This is a genomic window from Streptomyces sp. NPDC102406, from assembly GCF_044765725.1.
Lineage (GTDB): Bacteria > Actinomycetota > Actinomycetes > Streptomycetales > Streptomycetaceae > Streptomyces.
The window spans coordinates 88487-111485 of sequence record NZ_JBIWKP010000009.1 but is presented as its reverse complement, the minus strand read 5'-3'; the positions used below and the strand labels follow the sequence as shown (position 1 = coordinate 111485).

General features: G+C 71.9%; 22 protein-coding genes. 7 read left to right on the top strand and 15 right to left on the bottom strand.

The window, feature by feature from the left end:
• Positions 1–4 precede the first annotated feature (4 nt).
• The 9 genes from ACIRF8_RS29380 to ACIRF8_RS29340 all read right to left on the bottom strand — a co-directional run bounded on the left by ACIRF8_RS29380 (position 5) and on the right by ACIRF8_RS29340 (position 11661).
• Positions 5–832, bottom strand: coding sequence for a TrmH family RNA methyltransferase (locus tag ACIRF8_RS29380; RefSeq protein WP_404219569.1), 828 nt, complete (start codon positions 830–832; stop codon positions 5–7).
• Positions 833–886: 54 nt separating this feature from the next.
• Positions 887–2122, bottom strand: a complete 1236-nt coding sequence (gene cobA, locus ACIRF8_RS29375; RefSeq protein WP_404219567.1) for a uroporphyrinogen-III C-methyltransferase — start codon at positions 2120–2122, stop codon at positions 887–889.
• Between the two features lie 206 nt (positions 2123–2328).
• Positions 2329–5565 (bottom strand): nicotinate-nucleotide--dimethylbenzimidazole phosphoribosyltransferase, encoded by a 3237-nt coding sequence (gene cobT / locus ACIRF8_RS29370; protein ID WP_404219565.1) that lies wholly within the window; start codon positions 5563–5565, stop codon positions 2329–2331.
• Positions 5566–5928: 363 nt separating this feature from the next.
• Positions 5929–7146 carry a precorrin-6y C5,15-methyltransferase (decarboxylating) subunit CbiE gene (gene cbiE / locus ACIRF8_RS29365; RefSeq protein WP_404219563.1) on the bottom strand — a complete coding sequence of 406 codons (1218 nt, stop codon included), beginning with the start codon at positions 7144–7146 and terminating at the stop codon, positions 5929–5931.
• A 137-nt stretch (positions 7147–7283) separates the two neighbouring features.
• Positions 7284–7922, bottom strand: coding sequence for a GNAT family N-acetyltransferase (locus tag ACIRF8_RS29360; protein WP_404219561.1), 639 nt, complete (start codon positions 7920–7922; stop codon positions 7284–7286).
• Between the two features lie 141 nt (positions 7923–8063).
• Complete coding sequence (locus tag ACIRF8_RS29355) at positions 8064–8900, bottom strand: MetQ/NlpA family ABC transporter substrate-binding protein (RefSeq protein WP_404219559.1); 837 nt, start codon at positions 8898–8900, stop codon at positions 8064–8066.
• An 18-nt stretch (positions 8901–8918) separates the two neighbouring features.
• A complete protein-coding gene (locus ACIRF8_RS29350) occupies positions 8919–9749 on the bottom strand; it encodes a MetQ/NlpA family ABC transporter substrate-binding protein (RefSeq protein WP_404219557.1) in 831 nt (276 codons plus the stop codon).
• Positions 9750–9841: 92 nt separating this feature from the next.
• A complete protein-coding gene (locus ACIRF8_RS29345) occupies positions 9842–10618 on the bottom strand; it encodes a methionine ABC transporter permease (RefSeq protein ID WP_404219555.1) in 777 nt (258 codons plus the stop codon).
• Positions 10615–11661, bottom strand: coding sequence for a methionine ABC transporter ATP-binding protein (locus ACIRF8_RS29340; protein ID WP_404219553.1), 1047 nt, complete (start codon positions 11659–11661; stop codon positions 10615–10617). The genes ACIRF8_RS29345 and ACIRF8_RS29340 overlap by 4 nt, the downstream gene beginning before the upstream one ends.
• 606 nt (positions 11662–12267) lie before the next feature.
• On the opposite strand from ACIRF8_RS29340, the gene ACIRF8_RS29335 reads away from it, so the two are divergent.
• Both ACIRF8_RS29335 and ACIRF8_RS29330 read left to right on the top strand, forming a co-directional pair.
• Positions 12268–12627 (top strand): hypothetical protein, encoded by a 360-nt coding sequence (locus tag ACIRF8_RS29335; RefSeq protein WP_404219551.1) that lies wholly within the window; start codon positions 12268–12270, stop codon positions 12625–12627.
• A gap of 7 nt (positions 12628–12634) precedes the next feature.
• Positions 12635–13129 carry a hypothetical protein gene (locus tag ACIRF8_RS29330; protein WP_404219549.1) on the top strand — a complete coding sequence of 165 codons (495 nt, stop codon included), beginning with the start codon at positions 12635–12637 and terminating at the stop codon, positions 13127–13129.
• Here the strand turns inward: ACIRF8_RS29330 and ACIRF8_RS29325 are convergent.
• The 3 genes from ACIRF8_RS29325 to ACIRF8_RS29315 form a co-directional block, all read right to left on the bottom strand.
• The gene (locus tag ACIRF8_RS29325; RefSeq protein WP_404219547.1) at positions 13119–13634 is read right to left on the bottom strand and encodes a GNAT family N-acetyltransferase; all 516 of its coding nucleotides are present in this window, start codon (positions 13632–13634) and stop codon (positions 13119–13121) included. The genes ACIRF8_RS29330 and ACIRF8_RS29325 overlap by 11 nt on opposite strands.
• A 17-nt stretch (positions 13635–13651) precedes the next feature.
• The gene (locus tag ACIRF8_RS29320; RefSeq protein ID WP_404219863.1) at positions 13652–14188 is read right to left on the bottom strand and encodes a sigma-70 family RNA polymerase sigma factor; all 537 of its coding nucleotides are present in this window, start codon (positions 14186–14188) and stop codon (positions 13652–13654) included.
• 74 nt (positions 14189–14262) lie between these two features.
• Complete coding sequence (locus ACIRF8_RS29315; RefSeq protein ID WP_404219545.1) at positions 14263–15465, bottom strand: glycerophosphodiester phosphodiesterase; 1203 nt, start codon at positions 15463–15465, stop codon at positions 14263–14265.
• A gap of 187 nt (positions 15466–15652) precedes the next feature.
• Between ACIRF8_RS29315 and ACIRF8_RS29310 the strand changes: the two genes are divergently transcribed.
• Positions 15653–16405 (top strand): lysophospholipid acyltransferase family protein, encoded by a 753-nt coding sequence (locus ACIRF8_RS29310; protein ID WP_404219861.1) that lies wholly within the window; start codon positions 15653–15655, stop codon positions 16403–16405.
• A 70-nt stretch (positions 16406–16475) separates the two neighbouring features.
• Here the strand turns inward: ACIRF8_RS29310 and ACIRF8_RS29305 are convergent, their stop codons facing one another.
• Both ACIRF8_RS29305 and ACIRF8_RS29300 read right to left on the bottom strand, forming a co-directional pair.
• Complete coding sequence (locus tag ACIRF8_RS29305) at positions 16476–18005, bottom strand: MFS transporter (RefSeq protein WP_404219543.1); 1530 nt, start codon at positions 18003–18005, stop codon at positions 16476–16478.
• On the bottom strand, positions 18002–18553 hold the full coding sequence (locus ACIRF8_RS29300; RefSeq protein ID WP_404219541.1) for a TetR/AcrR family transcriptional regulator: 552 nt from the start codon (positions 18551–18553) through the stop codon (positions 18002–18004). Before ACIRF8_RS29300 ends, ACIRF8_RS29305 begins: the two co-directional genes overlap by 4 nt.
• Before the next feature lie 134 nt (positions 18554–18687).
• On the opposite strand from ACIRF8_RS29300, the gene ACIRF8_RS29295 reads away from it, so the two are divergent.
• Complete coding sequence (locus ACIRF8_RS29295) at positions 18688–18957, top strand: hypothetical protein (RefSeq protein ID WP_404219539.1); 270 nt, start codon at positions 18688–18690, stop codon at positions 18955–18957.
• Positions 18958–19014: 57 nt separating this feature from the next.
• Here the strand turns inward: ACIRF8_RS29295 and argH are convergent, their stop codons facing one another.
• Positions 19015–20442, bottom strand: coding sequence for an argininosuccinate lyase (gene argH, locus ACIRF8_RS29290; RefSeq protein ID WP_404219537.1), 1428 nt, complete (start codon positions 20440–20442; stop codon positions 19015–19017).
• A gap of 125 nt (positions 20443–20567) precedes the next feature.
• On the opposite strand from argH, the gene ACIRF8_RS29285 reads away from it, so the two are divergent.
• The 3 genes from ACIRF8_RS29285 (at position 20568) to ACIRF8_RS29275 (ending at position 22971) form a co-directional block, all read left to right on the top strand.
• Entirely contained in the window at positions 20568–21155 is a 588-nt protein-coding gene (locus tag ACIRF8_RS29285; protein WP_404219535.1) for a pyridoxamine 5'-phosphate oxidase family protein, read from the top strand.
• Positions 21156–21158: 3 nt separating this feature from the next.
• On the top strand, positions 21159–21881 hold the full coding sequence (locus tag ACIRF8_RS29280; protein WP_404219533.1) for a L,D-transpeptidase: 723 nt from the start codon (positions 21159–21161) through the stop codon (positions 21879–21881).
• A 91-nt stretch (positions 21882–21972) separates the two neighbouring features.
• A complete protein-coding gene (locus tag ACIRF8_RS29275) occupies positions 21973–22971 on the top strand; it encodes a bile acid:sodium symporter family protein (protein ID WP_404219531.1) in 999 nt (332 codons plus the stop codon).
• Positions 22972–22999: the final 28 nt, after the last annotated feature.

Here is a 22999-nt window from a genome sequence, read left to right as displayed (position 1 = left end):
CGGTTCAGAGTTCGGGGCGGCCGGTCGCCACCGCGTAGAACGCGACGGCCGCCGCCGCGCCCACGTTGAGCGAGTCGACTCCGTGGGCCATCGGGATGCGGACCCATTCGTCGGCGGCCATCAGGGCCTTGGTGGACAGTCCCTCGCCCTCCGCGCCGAGCAGCAGCGCGACGCGGTCCATGCGGTGCGGGGCCACCTCGTCCAGGGACCTGGCCTTCTCGGCCGGGGTGAGGGCGAGCAGGTTGAACCCGGCCTCGCGGACGGTCTGGAGCGACCTCGGCCAGGCGTCCAGGCGGGCGTAGGGGACGGAGAAGACCGCGCCCATGGAGACCTTCACCGAGCGGCGGTAGAGCGGGTCCGCGCAGTCGGGTGAGAGCAGGACCGCGTCCATGCCGAGGGCGGCGGCCGAGCGGAAGATCGCCCCGATGTTGGTGTGGTCGTTGACCGACTCCATGATCACGATGCGGCGGGCCGTGGTGAGCAGGTCGTCGGCGGTCGGCAGCGGCTTGCGCTGCATGGAGGCGAGGGCGCCGCGGTGCACGTGGTAGCCCGTGACCTGTTCGGCGAGGTCCGGGGCGACGGCGTAGACCGGGGCCGGGACCTCGTCGATGACGTCGCGCATGACGTCGACCCACTTGGCGGAGAGCAGCATCGAGCGCATCTCGTAGCCCGCGAGCTTGGCGCGCCGGATGACCTTCTCACCCTCGGCGATGAAAAGGCCCTCGGCCGGTTCGCGCTTGCGGCGCAGCTCGACGTCGGTCAGGCCCGTGTAGTCGCGCAGGCGCGGGTCGTCGGGGTCCTCGATGGTGATGAGACCTTGGGGTTCAGCCACGGGTCGATACTGCCTTGTCCTGGGAGTGGTGCCAACGGCTCGGAACGCGTTCTGTTACCGCTGGTTACGTGTGGGGCTCTCGTGCACCACGGGGCCGACGACGATGACGGCCGGGGGCTTCACGCCCTCCGCGACCACCTTCGCGGCGACCGTCGCGAGCGTCGCGTCGACCCGGCGCTGGGCGGCGGTGGTGCCTTCCTGGACCAGCGCGACGGGGGTGTCGGGGGCCTTGCCGTGCGCGACCAGCGCCTCGGCGATCTTCCCGATCTTGTCGACGCCCATGAGGATCACGAGGGTGCCGGTCAGCTTGGCGAGCGCGGCCCAGTCGACGAGCGAGCGCTCGTCGTCCGGCGCCACATGGCCGCTGACCACGGTGAACTCGTGCGCGACACCACGGTGGGTGACCGGGATACCGGCGGCGCCCGGTACCGAGATCGAGCTGGAGATGCCGGGGACGACGGTGACCGGGATGCCCTCGGCGGCCAGCGCCTGGGCCTCCTCCATGCCGCGGCCGAACACGAACGGGTCGCCGCCCTTGAGCCGGACGACGGCCTTGCCCTGCTTGGCGTGGTCGATCAACGCGTTGTTGATCGCCTCCTGCGCCATGAACCGGCCGTACGGGATCTTCGCGGCGTCGATGACCTCGACGTGCGGGGGAAGCTCGTCGAGCAGGTCGCGCGGGCCGAGGCGGTCGGCGATGACGACGTCGGCCTCGGCGAGCAGGCGACGGCCGCGCACGGTGATCAGGTCCGGGTCGCCGGGCCCGCCGCCGACCAGGGCGACGCCCGGGGTGTGGGTCCGCTCGGTGCTGACCGTGCCGTCACGCAGCGCCTCCACGAGGGCGTCGCGGACGGCGGCGGTGCGGCGCGGGTCGCGGTCGGCGGCCTCGGTGGACAGGACCGCGACGGTCACGCCCTCGGTGCGGCCGGTGGCCGGGGTCCAGGCCGTCGCCGCCTCGGCGTCGTCGGAGCGCACGCACCAGACGCGGGCCGCTTCGGCCTCGGCGGAGGCCCGCTCGTTGGCGGTGCGGTCGCCGGTGGCGACGAGGACGTACCAGGCGCCTTCGAGGTCACCCTCTTCGTAGCGGCGCCTGACCCAGGTGAGTTCACCGGCGTCCGCCATGGCTTCCACGGAGGGGGTCGCAGAGGGGGAGATCAGGGTGAGGTCCGCGCCGGCCGCTATGAGCGCCGGCAGGCGGCGCTGGGCGACCTGGCCGCCGCCGAGGACGACGGTCTTGCGGCCGGTGAGGCGGAGTCCCACCGGGTAGGCGGGGTGCTGTGCGGCGGGCATGGCTTATGGCTCCTGGGCGGCTGGGCTCTGGGGGCTGCGTCGTTGGAGCCCTGTGACGTGCGGGTTCTGGTGCGGTCAGCTTATTGCCTGGCCCGGTGTAGGGGCTCGCCGGTGCTGTGATGCTGTGCCCACCCGTCCCGCCGTGCGGGACGCCTGCCCACAGCGGCGAGGAGTGGGCAGGCGTCCCGTTGCTTGCTGCTCGGGGGCTACTTCTCGGTGACGCCCGCCGAGTCGAACGTGGCGACCTCGTGCATCGCGCGGGCCGCGCTCTGCACGATCGGCAGGGCGAGCAGGGCGCCGGTGCCCTCGCCGAGCCGCAGGTCCAGGTCGACCAGGGGGCGCAGGCCCAGCTTGTTGAGCGCGGCGACGTGGCCGGGCTCGGCGCTGCGGTGGCCCGCGATGCAGGCGGCCAGGACCTCGGGGGCGACGGCGCGGGCCACCAGGGCGGCGGCTCCGGCGCTGACGCCGTCGAGGATGACGGGCGTACGCAGCGAGGCGCCGCCCAGGAGCAGGCCGACCAGGGCGGCGTGCTCCAGGCCGCCGACGCTCGCGAGGACGCCGATCGGGTCGGCCGGGTCGGGCTGGTGGAGGTCGAGGGCGCGGCGGACGACCTCGACCTTGCGGGCGTGCGTCTCGTCGTTGATGCCGGTGCCGCGGCCGGTGACCTCGGCGGGGTCGGCCTCGGTGTAGACGGAGATCAGCGCGGCGGACGCGGTGGTGTTCGCGATGCCCATCTCGCCGGTGAGGAGCGCCTTGTTGCCGGCCGCGACGAGGTCGCGGGCCGTCTCGATGCCGACCTCGATGGCCGCCTTGACCTCTTCGCGGGTCAGGGCGGGACCGGCCGTCATGTCGGCCGTGCCCGCGCGGACCTTGCGGGGCAACAGGCCAGGTGTCGCGGGGAGTTCGCTCGCCACGCCGACATCGATGACGCAGACCTCGGCGCCGACCTGGTTGGCGAACGCGTTGCACACCGCGCCGCCGCCCAGGAAGTTCGCGACCATCTGGCCGGTGACCTCCTGCGGCCAGGGGGTGACGCCCTGGGCGTGCACACCGTGGTCACCGGCGAAGATCGCGACGGCCGCGGGCTCCGGGATCGGCGGCGGGCACTGCCGGGACAGGCCGGAGAGCTGCGCGGAGATGATCTCCAGCATGCCGAGCGCGCCCGCGGGCTTGGTCATCCGCTTCTGCCGCTCCCACGCCTCGCCGAGCGCCTTGGCATCCAGCGGACGGATGTTGGCGACGGTCTCGGCGAGCAGGTCGTGCGGGTCCTCGCCGGGCAGCGCGCGGCGCCCGTACGTCTCCTCGTGCACGACCCAGGACAGGGGGCGCCGCTTGGACCAGCCCGCCTGCATCAGCTCGGGCTCCTCGGGGAACTCGTCGACGTAGCCCACGCACAGGTACGCGACGACCTCGAGGTGCTCGGGCAGGCCGAGGGCGCGGACCATCTCGCGCTCGTCGAAGAAGCTGACCCAGCCGACGCCGAGACCCTCGGCGCGGGCGGCGAGCCACAGGTTCTCCACGGCGAGGGCGGACGAGTAGGGGGCCATCTGCGGCTGGGTGTGGCGGCCCAGGGTGTGGCGTCCGCCGCGCGTCGGGTCGGCGGTGACCACGATGTTGACCGGGGTGTCGAGGATGGCCTCGATCTTCAGTTCCTTGAACTGCTTCGCGCGGCCCTTGGGAAGCGACTTGGCGTACGCGTCCTTCTGGCGCATCGCCAGTTCGTGCATGCTGCGCCGGGTCTCGGCGGAGCGGATGACGACGAAGTCCCAGGGCTGCGAGTGGCCCACGGACGGCGCCGTGTGGGCGGCCTCCAGGACGCGGAGCAGCACCTCGTGCGGGATGGGGTCGCTGCGGAAGCCGTTGCGGATGTCGCGGCGCTCGCGCATGACGCGCAGGACGGCGTCGCGCTCGGCGTCCTCGTAGCCGGAGGCGGCGGCGACGCCCGGCTGGGGCTCCGCCGCGGGAAGCGGTTCCGGCTCGGCCTGCGGCTGCTCGGCGGCATGCTGCTCGTCGGCGGGCCGCACCGGCTGGGGCGCGGGAATGGGGGCGACCTCGATCAGCTCGGGCTCGTCGGCCTCCTCGAAGGGCGGCTCGAACGGCTCGGCGGATTCGGCGTGGGGGGCGGGTTCGGGCGCGGGCGCGGCGGCGACGACCTCGGGCGCGGCGGGCTCCTCGACGGGGGCCTCGGCGACCGGGGCCTCCATGACGGGCGCCTCGACGGGCGGGGCCTCCTGCGCAGCCTCCTCGGCGACCTGGGCGACCGCGACGGTCTCGACAGGGGCGGCCATGGGCTCGGCCTCGACGACCTGAGGCGGCAGGGGCTCGGCGGGCTGCTCGGCCACCGGCTCGGCGTGGGCCACCGGCTCCGCGACCGGTTCGGCGGCAGGTTCGGCGACGGGTTCCGCGGCGGGTTCCGCCGCGGCGACCGGCTCATCCTCGGCGGCCGGTTCCTGCTGTTGTCCCTGCGCCTGCGCCTGAACCTGCTCCTGCTCCTGCTCCGCGAAGTGCGGTTGCTCGGCGGCGGCCACCGGCTCCTGCGGGGCCTGCGGAAGCTGCTCGGTTCTCTCCGGGGCCGCGGGCTCCTCGGGCGCCGGTTCGGGCAGCGGCGGGACGACCATGGCCTGCGGCGGGGTCGGCGCCAGGTGCGGCGTCGTGGGCACCGTGCCCTCGACGGGCACGAACTGGCCGAGGGGCTGCTCGGGCGCGGGCTCCTGCGGGAAGTCGTGCGGCTGCGGCTCGGGCGCGGCGTACGGGTCCTGCTGCTCGGCCCGGACGGCGTACGCGGCGTCCGGGGCCTGCTCGGCGGCGGGCGCGAACTCCTGGACCGCGCCCGGGAAGTGCGGGGCCTGCTCGGCGTAGTAGGGCGACTGCTCCGCGACGGCCGCCTCCGCGGGCGCCTGCTGCTGCGCGGCAGCGGCGGGCTCCCACGGGGCGCCGCCCTGCGGCGGGATGTCCAGGTACTCGGGACCGGTGGTCGGCGGGCCCGGGCGACGGGTCGGCATGGCGGGCGGCGGGGTCTGCTGCGCGGGGCCGCGGTCGGCCAGCGAGCGCACGGGACCCGCGCCGGTCTCCGGGGTGGGCGGGCCCATGTGCAGCGGGCGGCGCCCCGCGGCCTGCCCGGCCTGGGTGGCCTGCGCGGGGACGGGCGCCTGCATCGCGCCCATGTCGTGGTGACCGCTGTCGCGGCCGGCCATCTCGTGCGGGCCCGGCTCGTGCACGACGGGCGCCTGCGGGTACTCCTGGTACTGCTGCTGCGCGGGCATCGCGGCCGGCGGCTCACCCCAGGCTCCCTGGGAGCCCGGCATGAGGAGCATCTCGTCGTCCTCGACGGGGGCTTCGGGATCGAGGTAGGTGTACGCGCCCGGGGCGGGAGCGCCCGGCTGTCCCACCACACCTGCGTTCTCCGGCAGCCCTTCGCCCGGAACCTGACCGGTGTCGGTCATGCCTACCCCTCGCCCATCGATGAGAACTTCTGGCCGCCCCCGGCCGTCCGCCGGTGATGCGAGCCCCTTGTGCGCCGCCGTCCGGAGTGGCACGTCGTCCGCTCTCCATGAAGAACGAGCCCGCGTGCCACGCGGCACGAACCGCCCCGGACACCACGTATTGTCCCGGCCGGACCGCGACCGTGGCACCTGGATCGGCCACGGGCTTCTGTGGACTGCGCCACGTTGCGCGTCCTCCGGTCGCCGCTGTACCACAAACGCTCCAAGAGTGGTGCGTTTCCCGGACATCGGCCGACGAATCTGCGCATGTCCCGGTGCGGTACAACGATCGGCCAGCCTACCGCGCGCGTTGGGCCGTCAGGGTCACGGGTGGCGGACCGGAAGGTGCCCCGAGAGCAGGAACCCCACGGTCCGCTCCTTCTCCGTCCAGGCACGGGTGTCCAGTTCGACGGATTGCAGCAGGGCGCATTCGACGTCGTACCCGTGCTCCGACAGGTCCCTGCCGACGAGTTCGGCGGCGTCGCGTGTCGCGGCGTGGGTGACGATCCGCGCGGGCCGCCGGTCGGCGACGGCGGAGACGACCGCGGCTCCCCCGCCTCCCACGCGTACGACGTCGGGTTCGGGCAGGTCCTCCAGGACGTGCGGGGCGGTGCCGTGCACGATCTGGGCCTGGACGCCGAAGCGGCGGGCGGTGGCGAGGGTGCGGGCGCAGGCGTCGGCGTCCCGGTCGACGGCGATGACGGCGGCGCCGAAGCGTGCGGCCTCGGCCGTGAAGGCGCCGCTGCCGCAGCCGATGTCCCACACCAGGTCGCCCGCGCGCGGCCCGAGGCGGGCGAGTTGGGCGGCGCGCAGTTGTTCGCTCTCGCCCTCGTTGAAGGGGCCCGCGTACTCGGCGGCGGGCAGCGCCCAGCCGCGCGGCCCGGTGTCGGGGTCGCCGCCGGCCAGCCAGCCCCCGTTCTCCGGGGCGCCGACGGTGACCGGGCCGCCGATGACGATGACGACGTTCGGGTCGCGCCAGGTGTGGTCGGCGGCCTTGTCGGAGGTGACGACGGTGACCTGTTCGCGGTCGGTGCCCAGTTCCTCGCAGATGACGAAGGTGCGGTGGACGCCTTCGAGGAGGAGGCCGAGTTCGGCGGGGCCCGCGCCGGGCGAGGTGAGGACGGCGACCTTGGGGTGGGCGCGGCACACGTTGACCGCCCGGCGCAGGGTGCGCCGGTGGGCGACGACGACCTGGGCGTCGTCCCAGGGCATGCCGGCGCGGGCGAAGGCCTGGGCGACGGCGGAGACGGCGGGCACGACCTCGACCTCCAGGCCGTACTGCGGGGCGCGCAGGGTGCGGACGACGCCGAAGAAGCCGGGGTCGCCGTCGGCGAGGACGACGGCGGTGCCCCGGTGTCCCGCGATGCGGCGGGCGGCGAGCGCCACGCTGCCCAGCCGGATCCGCTCGGCGCGCGGGGGCACCTCGGGCAGTGCCAGGTGGTGGGCGGCTCCGGCCACCAGGGTGGCCGCGGCGAGCGCGGAGCGGGCTGCCTCGGTCGGCGGTGAGCCGTCCCAGCCGATCACCGTGACCCGGTCGGCCATCGTCGTCAGTCTCCAGGGTGTGCTCGGGTGCGTACGCGGGTCGAGCGCGTACACGGGTCAGGGGGAGCCGCCGGGCGGGATGGGGCCGGGCGGGGCACCGAGAGCGTACCCGCTGGGTCTGTCGGCCGCCCGTGGGGTCAGTTCCAGTCGGAGAAGGCCGTGAAGCCGCCGGCCTCGGCGAGCTGCTCGGTGACGCCCTCGATGTCCTCGGGCAGCAGGCTCCACACGATGAAGTCGGTGCGGACCTCGGCGAGGGTGCCGTCCTCGGTGCGCGTGCGCGCTATGCAGGCGTTGCGCAGGACGCCCTCGCTGATGCAGCCGATCTTCTGGGCGACCTGCTGGGAGGCGGTGTTGTCGGCGGCGGTCCGCAGTTCGATGCGCTCCAGGCCCTGGTCGCGGAAGAGCCACTGGGCCATGGCGAGCGCGGCCTCGGACGCGTAGCCCTCGCCGCGGGCCCAGGGGGCGATGATGTACGACAGTTCGGTGGCGCGGACGTGCCAGTTGGTCTTGGTGAGCTGGACGACGCCGACGAGGCGCTGGGTGAGGAACTCGGTGACGGCGAGGTCGAGTCCGGTGCCCGCGGCCCGCTCCCGGGGCGCGTTCTCGGTGATCCAGCGGTGTGCGCCGGCCTCGTCGAAGGGCTGCGGCACGGAGGTCCAGGCGGCGACGAGTTCGTCGTTCATCATGGCGGCCAGAGCGGGGGCGTCGTCCTCGTCGAGCGGGCGCAGCACCAGACGCTCCGTGCTGATGGAGATCTCGGGGAAGGTGTTCGTCATACGCCGCTCCGTAACCTTCGTGGCCGCCTTCACAGCATCGTGCGGGCCGGGTGAAGTGCCCAGCATGCAGCATGCAGGCACGTAACTGCACACAGGGGCCGCCCCCGTCGCCGGGAGTGGCCCCTGTGTGCGGTGCGCGGTTCAGGCCCCGGTGACCGGGAGGACGGAGCCCTTGTAGGTGTCCTCGATGAAGGTCTTCACCTCGGGCGAAGTCAGCAGGTGTGCCAGCTTCTTGACGCGCGGGTCGTCCTCGTCGCCCTTCTTGACGGCGAGGACGTTGTTGTACGGATTGTTCTTCGCGCTCTCCAGGAGGATGGCGTCCTTCTTGGGGCTGAGGCCCGCGTCGAGTGCGAAGTTGTTGTTGACGGCGGCCACGTCGACGTCGTCCAACGAGCGCGGCAACTGGGCCGCTTCGAGCTCCTTGAAGGTGAGGTGCTTCGGGTTCTCTGCGACGTCCTTGGGGGTCGCGTCGACGCCGGCGCCCTTCTTGAGCTCGATCACGCCTTGTGCGGCGAGGAGTTCGAGCGCCCTCGCCTCGTTGGTCGAGTCGTTGGGCAGGGCGACGGTGGCTCCGTCGCGCAGGGCGGTGACGTCGCGGGTCTTCTTGGAGTAGAAGCCCAGCGGCGGCAGGTAGACCTGCGCGACGGCGGTCAGCGTCGTGCCCTTGGACGCGTTGAAGTCGTCCAGGTACGGCTTGTGCTGGAACAGGTTGGCGTCGAGCTCGCCCTGCTGGAGCGCGGTGTTCGGCAGGACGTAGTCCGTGAACTCCTTGATCTCCAGGTCGAGTCCGGCCTTCTTCGCCAGGTTCCGCTGTACGTAGCCGAGGACTTCGCCGGCCGGGGTCGGGGTGGCTCCGACGACGAGCGTGCCGCTCGCGCCGTCACCGGAGCCCGGCCCCGTGCCGCCGGAGCCGCAGGCGGTCAGCGTGAGCGCGAGGGCTCCGGTGACGACCGCGGCGGGAAGCGTGACAGTGCGCATCGGGGTTCCGCGGGCGTCTCAGAAGGAGGGGAGCACGGAGCCGGCGTACTTGTCCTCGATGAACTTCTTCACCTCGGGGGACGTCAGCAGCTTCGCGAGCTTCTTCACGCGCGGGTCGTCCTCGTTGCCCTTGGTCACGGCGAGGACGTTGTTGTACGCGTTGTTCTTCGTGGACTCCAGGGCGAGGGCGTCCTTGGCGGGCTTGAGGCCGGCGCCGATCGCGTAGTTGCCGTTGATCACCGCGGCGTCGACGTCCTGGAGGGATCGGGGCGTCTGGGCCGCCTCGACCTCCTTGAACGTGATGTTCTTGGGGTTCTTCTCGACGTCCTGCGGGGTCGCGTCGCTCTCCGAGCCGGCCTTGAGCGTGATGATCTTGCTGGCGGCCAGGAACCGGAGGGCGCGGCTCTCGTTGTCCGCGTCGTTCGGGAGGGCGATGGTGGCGCCCTTCTTCAGGTCGGCGGTCTTCTTGGCCTTCTCGGAGTAGAGGCCGAGCGGCTCCAGGTGGACGGTGGCGACCGACTGGAGGTGCGTGCCCTTCTTCTCGTTGAAGTCCTCCAGGTAGGGCTGGGTCTGGAAGTAGTTGGCGTCGACGGACCCGTCCTCGGTCGCCGTGTTCGGCGTGACGTAGTCGGTGAACTCCTTGACCTCGAGGTTGAGGCCCGCCTTCTTCGCCAGGTGGTCCTTGACGTACTCGAGGATCTCGGCGTGCGGCACGGGGGTCGCGGCGACGACGAGCGGGTCGGACGCCTTGGCCTTGGTGTCGCCCTTGTCGGAGCCGCAGGCGGTCAGGCCCAGGGTGAGGGCGCCGGTGGCGAGGACGGCTGCGGTGATCTTGGTGGTGTTACGCACGAAAAGTGCCTTTCTCCATGGGTGGCGCAACCCGCCGGGTGGGGCGGGGAGTCAATGGGGTCAGGGGCCTGCGGGGCAGGGGGCCCGTGGGGTCAGGGGTTCTTCGAGAGCTCGGGCTCGGTCGACGGCGCCGTGGCGGGCGTGGCCGCGGCCGGGCCGCCGGGCAGGAAACCGCCGAGGGCGCGGAAGCGGAGCGGTTCGCCGCCCTTGCCCGCGCGGCGGTGCAGGACGCGGGCGCCGCTGTCGCCCAGGAACTGGATGAGGGCGATGACGACCGCGAGGACCGCCACGATGATCCACATCATCTCGGTCTCGAAGCGCTGGTAGCCGTAGCGGATCGCGAGGTCGCCGAGGCCGCCCGCGCCGACCGTGCCGGCCATGGCGGAGTAGCCGATGATGGCGACGATCGTGGTGGTGGTCGCCGAGATCAGCGACGGCAGCGACTCGGGGACGAGTACCTTGCGGACGACGGTCCAGGTGTTGCCGCCCATCGACTGCACGGCCTCCACGAGGCCGCCGTCGACCTCGCGCACGGACGTCTCGACGAGCCGCGCGAAGAACGGTACGGCGCCGACGGCGAGCGGCACGATGGCGGCCTCGCGGCCGATGGTGGTGCCGACGATCCAGCGCGTGAAGGTCATGAGGGCGACCATCAGGATGATGAAGGGCATCGAGCGGACGATGTTCACGATCTGCCCGATGACCTTGTTCGCCACGACGTTCTGGAGCAGTCCGCCGCGGTCGGTGAGGACGAGCAGGACGCCGAGCGGGAGGCCCGCGACGACGGCTATCAGCGTCGACCAGCCGACCATGTAGAAGGTGTCCCAACACGCCTGGGACAGCAGGGGCTGCATCTCCGACCAGGTCACTTGGTGACACCTTCCTTGAGCGGTACGGACGCGCGGTCGCCGTGGCCGTGGAGCTCGACCTGGAGGCCCTGCTCGCGCAGGAAGCCGATCGGGACGACGTTCTCCTCGTAGCGGCCGGGCAGTTCGATGCGCATGCGGCCGACCTGCTTGCCCGCGACGGTGTCCATCGCGGCGCCGAGGATCGAGATGTCGATGTTGTACGTGCGGGAGAGCTGGGAGATGACCGGCTGGGTCGCCGACTCCCCGTGGAAGGTGACGTCGATGACGGTGCGGTCCTCGCCGGAGGCGTCGCCGCTGACCGGGAACAGCGCGGCGGCGAGTTCGGAGCCGGGCGTCGCGAGGAGTTCGCTGACGGTGCCGGACTCGACGATCTGCCCGTGCTCCATCAGGGCGGCGGAGTCGCAGACCGTCTTGACGACGTCCATCTCGTGCGTGATCAGCAGGACGGTGAGCCCGAGGCGGCGGTTGAGGTCGCGCAGGAGCTGGAGGATGGAGCGGGTGGTCTCGGGGTCGAGGGCGCTGGTCGCCTCGTCGGAGAGCAGCACCTTCGGGTCGCCGGCCAGGGCGCGGGCGATGCCGACGCGCTGCTTCTGGCCGCCGGAGAGCTGGGCCGGGTAGGAGCCGGCCTTGTCGGCGAGGCCGACGAGGTCGAGCAGTTCCAGCGCCTTGGTGGAACGTTCCTTCCCCGACTTGCCGAGGATTTCGAGCGGCAGCTCGATGTTGTCCTGGACGGTGCGCGAGGACAGCAGGTTGAAGTGCTGGAAGACCATGCCGATGCGGCTGCGCGCCTGCCGGAGCTCCTTGCCGGCGCGGGGTCCGCGCCCGACGAGAGCGGTGAGGTCCTGTCCGGCGACCGTGACGGTGCCGGAGGTGGGCCGCTCCAGGAGGTTGACGCAGCGGATCAGCGAGGACTTGCCGGCGCCGGACTGGCCGATGACGCCGTACACCTCGCCTTCGCGGACGTGCAGATCGACGCCGTCGAGAGCGGTGATCTCGCGACCGCGCGAGCGGTAGACCTTTGTGAGGCCCTGGGTGGTGATCACGTGGGTTTCCGTCACTGTCGAGTGCGCGGCACGGTTGGCGCCGGGCACGGGGCATTCATCTCGGGAACTTGCGGAGTTTCCGGGCGCGGCAGGCTCTCGCTCCTGAGCGGAGCGGTACTGGTGTCAGTACGGGGAGTCTGTGCGCGGGGCAGGCCCGGTCACGTAGGCGGACTGGCTTCTCCCTGCGGAGTCACTCCCTACGGACGGGCTCGCGGGCACTCGCTTCGGGGCGCGAGTACAGGCAGTGCGGGGGCCCTCAGAAGGCGCACATTCGACACATACAACGAGCACCGGGCGTCATCGTCGCCTCGGTCGCAAGGGTGCGGTTGCTCGTCGTGGTCATGCGGGCAAGTAAAGCAGAAGTGAGGGACGGACCCCACCCCCGTTGTCCGAATAGCGGACAGTGCTGGACGGGTGGGTACGGGTGCCCGCGCCCCGGCGGCGATCACCTCACCGGCCCCGCTGACCAGCGCTGCCACGGCCGACGGGTCCCGCACCCCGGCCTCGGCGGGGGCGCTCGGGTCTCGCGCTTTGTGGCCAACGCCACGGCGGCGGCACCCCGGGGTCGAGCGCGGCGCGTCTTTTGGCCCGTAATAGGGTCGGCCCATGCTTGATGCCCTGACCCTGGTGACGGGTCTCGCCGCGCTCGCGCTCGCCGCGTGGTGCGGTTTCGCCGCCTCCCGCGACCAGCCGACCAAGGACTGGCACTTCATCGGTATGGCCGTGGTCTCGGTCCTCGCGCTGGCGCAGCTCGTGGTCGGGATCGTGCAGCTCGCGCGCGGGGAGAAGCCGGAGCAGGGCACGACGATCTTCGTCGCGTATCTGATCGGGGCGTTCGCCTGTGTGCCGGCGGCCGGGTTCATGTCGCTGGCGGAGCGCACGCGCTGGGGTTCGGTCACGGTCGCCGCGGGCGGCGTGGTCCTCGCCGTCCTCGAGGTACGGCTCTATGACATCTGGGGAGGATGAGGTGACCGTGACCGCAGAGAACACAGAGGACACAGGGAACCCAGAGAACGCGGAGAGCGCGGAGAACGCGGAGAGCGCGGAGAACCGGGTGGGCGCGGAGCGCTCGTCGCGGCGGCTCACGAGCGGTCCCGGCACGTTGCTCGTGTGGTTGTACGGCGTGATGGTCGTCGGCGCCGTGTCGCGCTCGGTGTTCCAGATCGCGACGGACTTCGACAAGGCCCCGCTCGCGTACACGCTCTCCGCCGTGGCGGGTGTCGTCTACGGCTTCATCACGTACTCGCTCGTGCGGGGCGGGGAGACGGCCCGCAAAGCGGCGCGGGTGTGCTGCGCCGCCGAGCTGGTGGGCGTGCTGGCGGTCGGGACCTGGACGCTGGTGGAGCCCTCGGCCTTCGCGGACTCCACCGTCTGGTCGGACTACGGCATGGAGTACCTGTTCATCCCGGTACTCCTGCCGGTCTCCGCCCTGTTCTGGCTACGCCGGACGCGGACCGCTACGCGCTAGCGGCGAGCGCCCCGGCGGGCGCCTTGACCTGGACCTCCTTGGCCAGCGTCACCATGGTCAGCCGGTCGTCCACGCGCTTCGTCGTGACCACCGTGTAGCCGTGCTTGCGGTAGAGGCGCAGGTTGTGCTCGCTGCGGTGGCCCGTGGAGAGTTCGAAGCGCTTTGCGGTGCCCGCCGCGCCGAGCGCGGATTCGACGGCGGACAGCAGCCGCCCGCCGAGGCCGTGGCGCTGCATGCGCGGGTGCACGATGAGTTTCCCGATGCGGACGGTGCCCTCGGCGTCGACCGTGCCGCGCACCGACGCCACCACTTCGTCGCCGAGGCGGGCCACCAGGACGGTGCCGGCGGCCAGTTCGGCCCTGATGGAGTCGAGGGACTGGGTGAGGGGCTCGATCGCGTAGTCGCCGTAGAGCTCGGCCTCGCTCTGGTAGCAGAGGTACTGGAGTTTGAGTATCTGCTCGGTGTCCGCTTCGGTCGCCGCAGAGATGGTCACGCTCATGCCCATGTGTGCATGCCTCCCGCTCACCTGTCCGCTGTTGTCCCCCGACCTTTTCCCCTGCGGGCCACGGGCGCAACCTCGGACGCCAGGATTCTGCGCAGGCATCCCAGACATCTGGAACGTTCCGGCCCAAGGCTGCCCTGTGAGATACCCAACTCGCCTGCGATTTCACGGTAAGTGAGGTCTTTCGGGGACAGCAGCGCACCGATGAGGCGCGGGCAGCGTCCGGGGAGCCGGCGGATCGCGGCGTGCAGCGCGCGGTCGCGTTCCCGGTCCAGGGTGCGGTGTTCGGGGTCCGATCCGGCCGCGCCGTCGGCCGGGTCGGCGGCGTACGGCGTCTCGCGCAGGGCCGGGTCGCGCTGGCGGCTCGCCTCCGCGCGGACCGTCGCGGTGATCCAGGCCGCCGGGTCCTTCGGCGGGCCCAGGGCGGCGAGGTGTTCCAGCAGACGGACCCAGACGGCCTGTTCCAGGTCGCGGGGTTCGGCGGCGCCGGGGAGTTCGGCGCGGACCTCGGCCGCGAGCAGGGGCCGCAGGGTCTCGATCACCGTGTCGTACGTCATGCCCGGCGGGACGCGGTGGCCCTGGCACCCGGTTGCCACGACCGCCGCGTCTCACTCCAAACGGCGCCCGCCCGTCAGCCGTTGACGAAGTCCTCGCGGGCGAGCAGGGCGGTGTCGCAGTTGTCCGAGAAGATCCCGTCGATGCCGGTGGCGAAGTACGCCTTGAAGGCACCGAACGCGTCGCCGTAGGCGCTCGGGTCCGTGCCCTTCCTGAAGTCGGCCGGCAGGAAGGTGTTCTCGTTGCGCATCGTGTACGGGTGGAGGATCAGCCCGGCCGCGTGCGCGTCCTTGACGAGGGTGGTCGGCGTGAGGAGCCTGCCCGACGCGTCCTTGGGGATGACCAGGTCGAGGGTGGGGCCGATGCCCTGCGCGTACGTCGCGATCTCCCTGAGTCCCTTGGGCGTGATCAGGTCGGCGACGGTGCGCGGGTCACCGAGGTCGACGAAGTCCGCCGGGCGGGAGTTCGCCGTGGAGAGCAGGACCACCAGGGGGTTGCCGACCAGCTTGTTCAGCCGCTGGATGCTCGTCGGCTCGAAGGACTGGAGGAAGACGGGCGAGTTCTTCCTGTCGAGCCGGTGGGCGCGCAACAGCTTGGCGAGGCGTTCTTCGAGCCCGAGGCCCAGCTTGCGGAAGTAGGTGGGGTGCTTGGTCTCGACGTGGATCCACACCTGCCGGCCGCGCTTCTTGCTCTGCGCCGCGCGCCACGTGAGGACCTCTTCGAAGGTGGGGATCTCCCAGCGGCCGTCGTAGAGGGTGTTGTGCTGCCGGGTGCCGGGGATGCGCTCCTTGGCGCGCAGCGTCTTCAACTCGGCGAGGGTGAAGTCCTCGGTGAACCAGCCGGTGGTGGAGACCCCGTCGATGATCTTCGTCGTCCTGCGGGACGCGAACTCGGGGTGCGCCGACACGTCGGTGGTGCCGCCGATCTCCGGTTCGTGGCGGCATACGAGGTGGCCGTCCTTGGTGGGGACGATGTCTCCTGCCTCGATGACGTGCGCGCCCATGTCGAGCGCCAACTGGTACGAGCCGAGGGTGTGCTCGGGGCGGTAGCCGCTGGCGCCCCGGTGCGCGACGATCGTCGGCACGGGCAGGCTCCGATAGCCCTGACCGGAGTGATTCCCGCCACTGTCACGGCCGGCGGCTCTCGCCGCGCCCGGCGCGGCGAGGGTCGCCGCGCCCGCGCCCAGCACCGCGGCGCCCAGCAGCGAGCGGCGGCCCAACGCCCCCTCGGCCCGCGTCTGGCGTGCGCCCTGCGCCCTCTGTGACTTCTCGTTTCCCATGAAGCACTCCTCCCACCGAGTCCCGCCCTGCGCCTGGCACGGCGCGTCGATCGTAGGTGGGCGGGAGTGACGAGAGGGAGACCCCGGACGGAACGTCGGGGTGACGGCGGATGACCGCTGGGGGCGCGGTGCGGGTCGAACGGGGCGCACCATCACGTCAATTCCGCGTATCAAGTCCGTGAACCCGATGTGCGTGGGGTACCCGGCCGCGAGTATCGTCCTCACCTGCACAGACCCCATCATCCATTCCTTGACACCGGAGGGCCCGTTGTCCCGCTTCGCGTTCATCAAGGCAGTGCTCGGACCGATCATGCGCCTGATGTTCCGCACGCGTGTGGAAGGCGCCGAGAACATTCCGGGCACCGGCCCCGTCATCCTGGCGGGCAACCATCTGACGTTCATCGACTCGATGATCCTCCCGCTGGTCTGCGACCGGCAGGTGTGCTTCATCGGCAAGGACGAGTACGTCACCGGAAAGAGCCTCAAGGGTCGCCTGATGGCATGGTTCTTCACCGGCGTCGGCATGATCCCGGTCGACCGGGACGGCGCCAACGGCGGTGTGGCCGCGCTGATGACCGGCCGGCGAGTCCTGGAGGACGGCAAGATCTTCGGGATCTACCCGGAGGGCACCCGCTCCCCCGATGGCCGGCTGTACCGGGGCCGCACCGGTATCGCGCGTCTGACCCTCATGACGGGCGCGCCCGTCGTCCCGTTCGCGATGATCGGCACGGACAAGCTCCAGCCGGGCGGCTCGGGGATGCCGCGCCCCGGCCGGGTGACCGTCCGGTTCGGTGAGCCGATGGAGTTCTCCCGCTACGACGGGATGGGCCGCGACCGCTATGTGCTGCGCGCCGTGACCGACTCGGTGATGGCCGAGGTCATGCGGCTGTCGGGTCAGGAGTACGTGGACATGTACGCCACCAAGGCGAAGGCCGCCTGAGCGCGACGACGGGGCCCGGGCCTCGGTCACCGGAGGACTCCGGCGACCGAGGCCCGGGCTTTTTTCCTGCCTACTTCTCCAGGTGCTGCCCCCTGAGCAGGAACCAGGCCGCGACGGCCGTCGCGAGCAGGACGGCAGCGCCGATGCCCGCCGCCACCTGGAGCCCGTCCACGAAGGCGGTCCGCGCCGCGGTCAGCAGTTCGTCCGCCCGCGCGGCCGGGAGCGAGGAGGCCGCCTCGACCGCGCCGCCCAGCGACTCGTGGGCCGCGGAGGCGACGCCCGCCGGGGTGCCGGGCGGCGCCGTGAAGCCCGCGTAGACGCCGGTGACGATCGAGCCGAGCAGGGCGATGCCGAGAGCGGCGCCGAGTTCGTAGGCCGTCTCGGAGACCGCCGACGCGGCGCCCGCCTGTTCCTTGGGGACGCTGGAGAGGATGACGTCCGCCGTGACGGTGAAGGAGAATCCGGCGCCGACACCGACGATGAGGAGCACCGCGCCGAGCAGCGGGTAGCCCGTGTCCTGGCTCAGTGTCGTGAGCGCGGCCAGGGCCAGGCCCACGGCCGCGAGGCCGCCCGCGACGACGGCCCGCACGGAGAAGCGGCGCGCCACCACTCCGGCGATCAGACCGGCCGCCACCGCGCCCACGGCGGCGGGCAGTTCGGCCATGCCCGCCTCGAACGGGCGCCTGCCCTGCACCAGTTGGAGGAACTGCGACAGGAAGAAGACCAGGCCGGACAGGCCGAGGACGGTCAGCAGGTCGGCCAGGACCGCCCCGGAGAAGCCGCGGTTGCTGAACAGGCGCATGTCCAGCAGGGGTGAGGGCAGCGTGAGTTGGCGGCGGACGAACCAGGCGAGCGCGGCGACACCGATGACCGCCGACACCGCCACGTCCCAGCGGAAGCCGTGCGCCGCCGCCTCCTTCACCGCGTAGACGACACCGATCATGCCGAGGAGCGAGAGCACGACACTGATGAGGTCCCAGGGGCCCGGGACCGGGTTCTTCGACTCGGGGATGAGCTTCACGCCCACCACGACGAGGACCGCCATCACGGGCAGGTTGATGAGGAACACCGAGCCCCACCAGAAGTGTTCGAGCAGGAAGCCGCCGACGACCGGGCCGACCGCCGCGCCCGCCGACGCCATGGCGCCCCAGATGCCGACGGCCAGCGAACGCTCGCGCGGATCGTGGAAGATGTTGCGGATCAGGGCCAGCGTCGACGGCATCAGCGTCGCGCCCGCCACGCCCAGCAGGGCGCGGGCCAGGATCATCAGCTCCGGTGTCGTGGCGTAGGCGTTGAGGACGGAGACCGCGCCGAACGCGACGGCGCCCACCAACAGCAGCTTCTTGCGGCCGATGCGGTCGCCGAGGCTGCCCATGGAGACGAGGAGACCGGCGATGACGAAGGAGTAGACGTCGCCGATCCACAGGAGCTGGGTGCCGGAGGGCTTGAGGTCCTCGCTGATGTACGGGGTCGCGAGGCCGAGGACGGTCGCGTCCACGGCCACGAGCAGCACCGCGAGCACGAGGACGGAGAGGGCGAGCCATCGTCCGGGACGCGACACCACCTCCGCCGCCGGGGTCCGCTGCTTTGTGCTGATCATGGTTCCACGCTCCGTCGTGCGCCGCCGAGCAGCAACTCGGCGATCATGTATGAGAAGTCCTTCGCCGCGACGCGGCCGTCCTGCACGGCCCAGGCGCCGCTGCCGATGAGGCCGTAGAGGGCCTCGGTCAGCCAGGCGGGGGTCAGGTCGATCCGGAACTCGCCCGCTGCCTGGCCGCGCCGGAACAGCGCCGCGATCCGTGCGTCCAGGCGGGCCCAGCCCTCGTTCTGCCCCTCGCCCTCGAAGAGCTGGTTCTCGGTGACCAGGAGGGCGAGCAGGGGGGCCGGGCGCTCTATCTCGGCGATGAGGCGGCGCAGCGCGTCCTCGGCCCGGCCGTCGTCGAGGCGGGCCCGGTCGAGTGCCGCCTCGCACTCGCGGATGCCGAGGTCCTCCAGGGCGCGGACGAGGGCGTCGCGGCCCGCGAACTGCCGGTGCAGGGTGGCGCGGCTGATGCCCGCGGCCCGGGCGACCTCGTCCATGGTGGCCGTGGACTTGCGGGTGAGGAGGGCGGCGGCGCTGCGCAGCACCTGTTCACGATCGACAGACATGAGACGAGAGTAAGCCATATGAGACATTGATGTCTCATCGATGATCCGGTGTCAGCACTCAGGTCACTCCGGTGGCGCGGCGCCTCACCCAGGGTTACGACTGTCAGTACGTTCCGGTTCTGGGAGGCACGGGCATGGGGTGTTGCATCTTCGCGGCGATGGCGGCGATCGGGCCGCGGGTCGCGCTCGTCCTCACCTGGCTGTTCACCCACCTCGTCGAGCGGGCCTTCACCGGCACGCTGCTCCCGCTGCTCGGGTTGATCCTGCTGCCCTGGACGACTTTGGGATACGTGCTCGCGTACGCCCCCGTGGTCGGGGTGCGCGGCATCGGCTGGCTCGTGGTGCTCATCGGACTGCTGCTCGACCTGTCGAGCTACGGGGGCGGCGCACGGTCCAGACGCTGAGGGCCCGGTTCATCCACGTACGGATGGACCGGGCCCTGCGGCAGAGGTGCGGCGGTACTACTTCTTCGCGTCGGCCCACTCCCGCTGCGCCGTCAGGTCCTGGCGGACCTCGGCGAGCTGGACGGCGACCGCGCTCGGCGCCGTGCCGCCGCGACCGGAGCGGGAGGCGAGCGCCCCCGGCACGTTCAACACCGTGCGGACCTCGGGCGTGAGGTGCTCGGAGATGTTCGCGAACTGGTCGTCGGTCAGCTCGTCCAGCTCCTTGCCCTCGGACTCGGCGACCTTGACGCACTCGCCCGCGACCTCGTGCGCGACGCGGAACGGCACGCCCTGCTTCACCAGCCACTCGGCGATGTCCGTGGCGAGCGAGAAGCCGGCCGGGGCCAGCTCCTCCATGCGCTCCCTGTTGACCGTGAGCGTGGCCATCATGCCGGTGAACGCCGGGAGCAGGATCTCGAGCTGGTCGCAGGAGTCGAAGACCGGCTCCTTGTCCTCCTGGAGGTCGCGGTTGTACGCGAGCGGCAGCGCCTTCAGGGTCGCCAGCAGCCCCGTGAGATTGCCGATGAGGCGGCCGGACTTGCCGCGCGCCAGCTCGGCGATGTCCGGGTTCTTCTTCTGCGGCATGATCGAGGAGCCGGTGGAGAAGGCGTCGTGCAGGGTGACGAAGGAGAACTCCTTCGTGTTCCAGATGATGACCTCCTCCGCGATCCGGGAGAGGTTGACCCCGATCATCGCCGTGACGAAGGCGAACTCGGCGACGAAGTCACGGGAGGCCGTGCCGTCGATGGAGTTGGCCACGGAGCCGTGCTCGAAGCCGAGGTCCGCCGCGACAGCCTCCGGGTCGAGGCCGAGCGAGGAGCCCGCGAGAGCGCCCGAGCCGTACGGGGAGACCGCCGTCCGCTCGTCCCACTGCCGCAGCCGCTCCGCGTCCCTGGACAGGGACTGGACGTGGGCCAGGACGTGGTGGGCGAAGAGCACCGGCTGGGCGTGCTGGAGGTGCGTACGGCCGGGCATCGCGACGTCGGCGTGGGCCTCGGCGAGGCCGACGAGGGCCTCCTGGAGGTCGGCGACGAGTCCGCCGATGACGCGGGCGTGGTCGCGCAGGTACATCCGGAACAGCGTCGCCACCTGGTCGTTGCGCGAGCGGCCCGCGCGGAGCTTGCCGCCGAGGTCGGGTCCGAGGCGCTCCAGGAGGCCGCGCTCCAGGGCGGTGTGCACGTCCTCGTCGGCGACGGTACCGACGAAGGAACCGTCCGCGACGTCGGCCTCCAGCCGGTCCAGACCGTCGATCATGCGGGTCAGCTCGTCCTCGGTGAGCAGGCCCGCCGCGTGGAGCACGCGCGCGTGGGCCCGGGAGCCCGCGATGTCGTACGGGGCGAGGCGCCAGTCGAAGTGGACGGAGGCGGAGAGTTTCGCCAGGGCCTCGGCGGGACCGTCGGCGAACCGGCCGCCCCAGAGGCGGACATCGCCGGTGTTGCTGCTCACGTGCTCTGCTCCTCATGCCGGATGATGTGCGACCGCGTTCACTGACCACAGTATCGCTGTGCATGATTATGCAGAGTGACGCATGAATCGTCAACGCCGACGCGGGGAGAGGCCATAATCCCGGCATGGGTAAAAGCTACGAACGCATAGACGGCCGCCTGCGCACCTTCATCGAGTCCCAGCCGGTCTTCTTCACCGCCACCGCGCCGCTCGACGGCGACGGCACGGTGAACCTCTCCCCCAAAGGCCTCAAGGGCTCCTTCGCCGTCCTCGACGAACTGACCGTCGCCTACCTGGACTTCGCCGGTTCGACCGCCGAGACCGTCGCCCACCTCCGCGAGAACGGCCGGATCACGCTCATGTGGTGCGCCTTCCAGGGCCCGCCCAACATCGTCCGGGTGCACGGCCGGGGCGAGCCCGTCTTCCGCGACGACCCGCGCTTCACCGAACTGCTCGCCCGCTTCCCCGACACCGACCCGACCCTGCACGGCCTGCGCGCCATCATCGTCGTACGGGCCGAACACGTCCGCGACAGTTGCGGATACGGGGTGCCGTTCATGACGTACGACGAGGACCGCGATCTGCACGCCAGGCGGTTCGCGCGCGAGGACGACGCCTCGCTCGACGCCTACTTCCAGAAGAAGGAGTACATCGGGTCGAGCCTGGACGGGCTGCCCGGGCTGCCGTTGCCGCTGCCGCCCGCTACGTTCTGAACCATGCGCCCCTCACGAGCAGGTATCGCCGGTGCCGTCGCCCTCTGCGCCGCGCTGGGCGCCGTGCCCGGCGCTCCGGCCGCCGCCGTCTCGTCCGTCCCCGTGCCCGCCCGGATGGCGGACACGGGGGGCGGCACCCAACTGATCACCGCTCGGGCGCCCCGGGCGTCGTCGACCCGTGGCACCGTCACCTGGTGGGACCGGCGGGCCGACGGGCGCTGGGCGAAGGCCGGTTCGGCGCCCGCGCGGTTCGGTGCGAAGGGGCTCGTCGAGGGGGCCCGGCGCGTCCAGGGCACGAACACGACGCCGACCGGCCTGTACGGTCTGCCGTTCGCGTTCGGCAACGCGGCGGCGCCGACCGGCACCTCGGTGCCGTACCGGCCGGTGCGCCGCACCTCCTGGTGGTGCCAGGACAACGACTCGCGCTCCTACAACCGCTGGACGCAGCCACGCCCGCGCGACTGCCGGGCCGCCGAGTCCGAGCATCTGGCCGACTACCCCGCGCAGTACGCGCACGCGCTGGTCATCGGCTTCAACTACCACCGGCCGGTGCGCGGCCGGGGCGCCGGGATCTTCCTGCATGTGAACGGGCGCGGGGCGACGGCCGGTTGCGTCTCCGTACCCCGGACGGACATGCGGCGGATCCTGCGATGGGTGCGCCCCGGGCGCTCCCCGCACATCGCGATCGGGACGGACGGCGGCGCCACGGCCCTCACCCGGTACTGACCCCGGTTCCCGCCCGGCACCCAGACGCGTGTAGCGACCACATATCGAGACGCGGTTGCGTCCGCCCGCGGCGGCGGCGTTGCATCACCCGGTGCACAGCGAAACCGAACAGACGCTCCCCGACTCCCCCGAGACCTCGCCCGAGCCGGGCGGGTCGGCCGACCGGACGGCCCGCCTCGCGGTGACCGTGTTCCCCGTACTCGTCCTGGTCGCGGGCGCGCTGGGACTCGCCACCCCGGGCACCTTCGCCGGATGGGGCACCAACGTCCCCTACCTGCTGGGCGTCGTGATGTTCTGCATGGGCCTGACGATGACCCTCGCTGACTTCAAGGGCGTCGCACAGCGCCCCTGGGCCGTGGGGCTCGGACTGGTCGCGCACTACGTGATCATGCCGGGGCTCGGCTGGCTCATCGCCCACGCGCTCGGCCTGTCCCCGCAACTGGCGGCCGGGGTCATCCTCGTCGGCTGCGCGCCGAGCGGCACGGCGTCCAACGTCGTGACCTACCTGGCGCGGGGCGACGTCGCCCTGTCGGTCTCCGTCGCCACCGTCTCCACCGTGCTCGCACCGCTGATCACCCCGCCGCTGACGCTGCTCCTCGCGGGCGCGTATCTGCCGGTGGACGCGGGCTCGATGATGACGGACATCCTCAAGACGGTGCTGCTGCCGGTCCTGGCCGGGCTGGTCGTACGGCTGGTCCTCGGCCGCTACGTGGACCGGGTCCTCGGTGTGCTGCCGTGGCTGTCCGCGCTGACCATCGCCGTGATCGTGGCGGTGGTCGTGGCGGGCAGCGCCGAGGCCATCAGGTCGGCGGCGGCGCTGGTGCTGCTCGCCGTGGTGCTGCACAACGGGCTCGGGCTGGCCCTCGGGTACGGCGCCGGGAAGGTCGCGCGGCTCGGTCCTCCGGCGTCGCGCGCCATGGCGTTCGAGGTCGGCATGCAGAACTCGGGGCTCGCCGCCTCCCTGGCCACGGCCCACTTCAGCCCGCTGGCCGCGCTGCCAGCCGCCGTGTTCTCGGTGTGGCACAACGTCTCGGGCGCGCTGGTCGCGGCCTGGATGTCCTACCGCGCCAGGGCCGCCGAGAAGGGCTGAGACAGGCTGAGCCCCGCCTGGGGCCATC